This is a genomic window from Longirhabdus pacifica (assembly GCF_004115085.1).
Classification (GTDB): Bacteria; Bacillota; Bacilli; order Paenibacillales; family DSM-105158; genus Longirhabdus; species Longirhabdus pacifica.
Map to the genome: position 1 here is coordinate 1 of NZ_QXJP01000047.1, position 2,689 is coordinate 2,689.

Sequence of the window (2,689 nt, forward strand, 5' to 3'; positions counted from 1 at the left end):
GAAGATGTAAACGTGCAAGATGAAGATGGAGATACACTACTAATGTTAGCGACTGGGAACGGACATATCGATATTGTTCGGGCATTAATTCATGCTAATGCAAATGTAAACTTGAAAGGTGACGATGGATACACCGCTTTTATGCTAGCAGTATCTAAAGGACATATCGATATAGTGAAGACATTAAGTCATGCTAATGCAGATGTAAACTTGAAAAGTGACGATGGATTCACCCCTCTTATCTTTGCAGCTATAAATGGACATATCGATATGGTAAAGACATTAATTGATGCTAATGCAAATGTAAACTTGAAAAGTGACAATGAATTCACCCCTCTTATGATTGCAGCTCTGAAAGGGAATATCGATATGGTGCAAGCATTAATTCATGCTAATGCAGATGTGAATATGAGAAATAACGATGGATTCACCGCTCTTATGGTTGCAGCTAAGAATGGTCATATCGATATAGTGAAGACATTAAGTCATGCTAATGCAGATGTGAATATGAAAGGTAACGATGGATACACCCCTCTTATGTTTGCAGCTATGCATGGACATATCGATATGGTGAAGACATTAATTGATGCTAATGCAGATGTGAATATGAAGAATAACGATGAATACACCGCTCTTATGTTTGCAGCTATAAATGGAGATATCGATATGGTGAAGACATTAAGTCATGCTAATGCAGATGTGAATATGAAAGGTAACGATGGATACACCCCTCTTATGTTTGCAGCTATAAATGGAGATATCAATATGGTGAAGACATTAAGTCATGCTAATGCAGATGTGAATATGAAAGGTAACGATGGATACACCGCTCTTATGTTAGCAGCTTCCCAGGGGCATATCGATATGGTGCAGGCTTTAATTCAAGCTAATGCGGATGTCAATGTACAAAATGACCATGGATACACCGCTCTTATCGCAGCTGCAAGTATAGGACATCAGGATATTGTACAGGTTCTATTACATGCAAAAGCCGACACTTCGTTGCAAACAATGGAGGGTGAAACAGCCTTAGACATTGCTAAAAGTTTAGAAAATGATGAACTGACTACGCTCCTATCCAATGCAGAAGTGTAAAAAAGGCTAGTGAAATGCTCAAACAAACCTATCTAGTATGTACTTCTGATTCACTATGAAATGAAAAAAACAAATCATTTATTAACTTTTATATGTTTTACTAAATTTTAATTCGAGGTGTTGAAATGAACAAGCCCATTTTGTATTTATTTAGTCTCGTTATTTTATGTTCTATTTTTACAGGAGCACAGTTCGATAATACAGTAGTCTTTATTCATGATATGGAGGTTCCCTTAGAAGTCGCTTCTACCAAGAGTATTGTCATTAGCATTTTAATTGCTATTTTTGTAGGAGGAGTATTTTTTACACTTCGAAATAGAACATCCGAGAAAGACAAACTATTCCTAGCAATCATTGATGGACATTACGATATGATCCAAACACTTATCAATAATCAAGCAGATATAAATGTAAAACATGAAGGATACACCGCTCTCATACTAGCTGCAGAAAGAGGACACACTAATATTGTACAGGCTTTAATTGATGCTAATGCAGATGTCAATGGAAAACATGATCATGGATACACCGCCCTTCACGTAGCAGCTGGAAAAGGACATACAGATATCGTGCAGGCTTTCATTCATGCTAATGCAGATGTCAATGTGCAGGATAAGCATGGAGAGACCGCTCTTATGCAGGCAGTTTATCACCAAAAAATCGATACGGTACAAATACTAATTCATGCTAATGCGGATGTAAATTTGAAACATATAGAAGAATACACTGCCCTTATGCTAGCAGCTACACAGGGGTATATCGATATTGTAAAGGTATTAATTCATGCTAATGCAGACGTCAATGTACAAAATGATGAAGGATTCACCGTTCTTATGGCAGCAATTGACAATGGACATACCGATATTGCGCAGGCTTTAATTCATGCTAATGCAAATCTAAATTTGCAAGATATGGATGGACAAACGGCTCTTATGCTAGCTTCTGTGAAAGGACAGAAGGATGTTGTGCAAGCGTTGATTCGTGCTAATGCAGATGTAAATTTGAGACATGATCATGGCTACACCGCGCTTCATGTAGCAATTGCAGGAAAAACTGCACTTATGGCACAAGCAGAAGAAGAAACTCAAAATATTGTAAATCCATTAATTCCTGATAATGCGGGTGTAAATATGAAACATATAGAAGAATACACCATTTCTATGCTTGCAGCTAGGATGTATATCGATATTGTGAATATATTAATTGATGCTAATGCAAATGTGAATATAAAAAATAACAATGGAGTCACCGCTCTTATGTTAGCAGCTTCCCAGGGGCATATCGATATGGTGCAGGCTTTAATTCAAGCTAATGCGGATGTCAATGTACAAAATGACCATGGATACACCGCTCTTATCGCAGCTGCAAGTATAGGACATCAGGATATTGTACAGGTTCTATTACATGCAAAAGCCGACACTTCGTTGCAAACAATGGAGGGTAAAACAGCCTTAGACATTGCTAAAAGTTTAGAAAATGATGAACTGATTACACTCCTATCCAATGCAGAAATGTAAAAAGAAGCTAGTGGATTGTTGAACTATAGCATCACGCTACAAAAACAAACCATTTATTAACTATTTGTATGTTTTAC

Annotated in this window: 2 protein-coding genes; both read left to right on the plus strand. The window is 37.0% G+C overall.

Annotated features, from left to right (window positions below; genetic code table 11):
• Positions 1-1,095, plus strand: a 1,095-nt coding sequence (locus D1Z92_RS16970; RefSeq protein WP_164931695.1) for an ankyrin repeat domain-containing protein, incomplete at its 5' end; no start/stop codon positions are given.
• 125 nt (positions 1,096-1,220) lie between these two features.
• On the plus strand, positions 1,221-2,612 hold the full coding sequence (locus D1Z92_RS16975) for an ankyrin repeat domain-containing protein (protein ID WP_128896867.1): 1,392 nt from the start codon (positions 1,221-1,223) through the stop codon (positions 2,610-2,612).
• Positions 2,613-2,689: the final 77 nt, after the last annotated feature.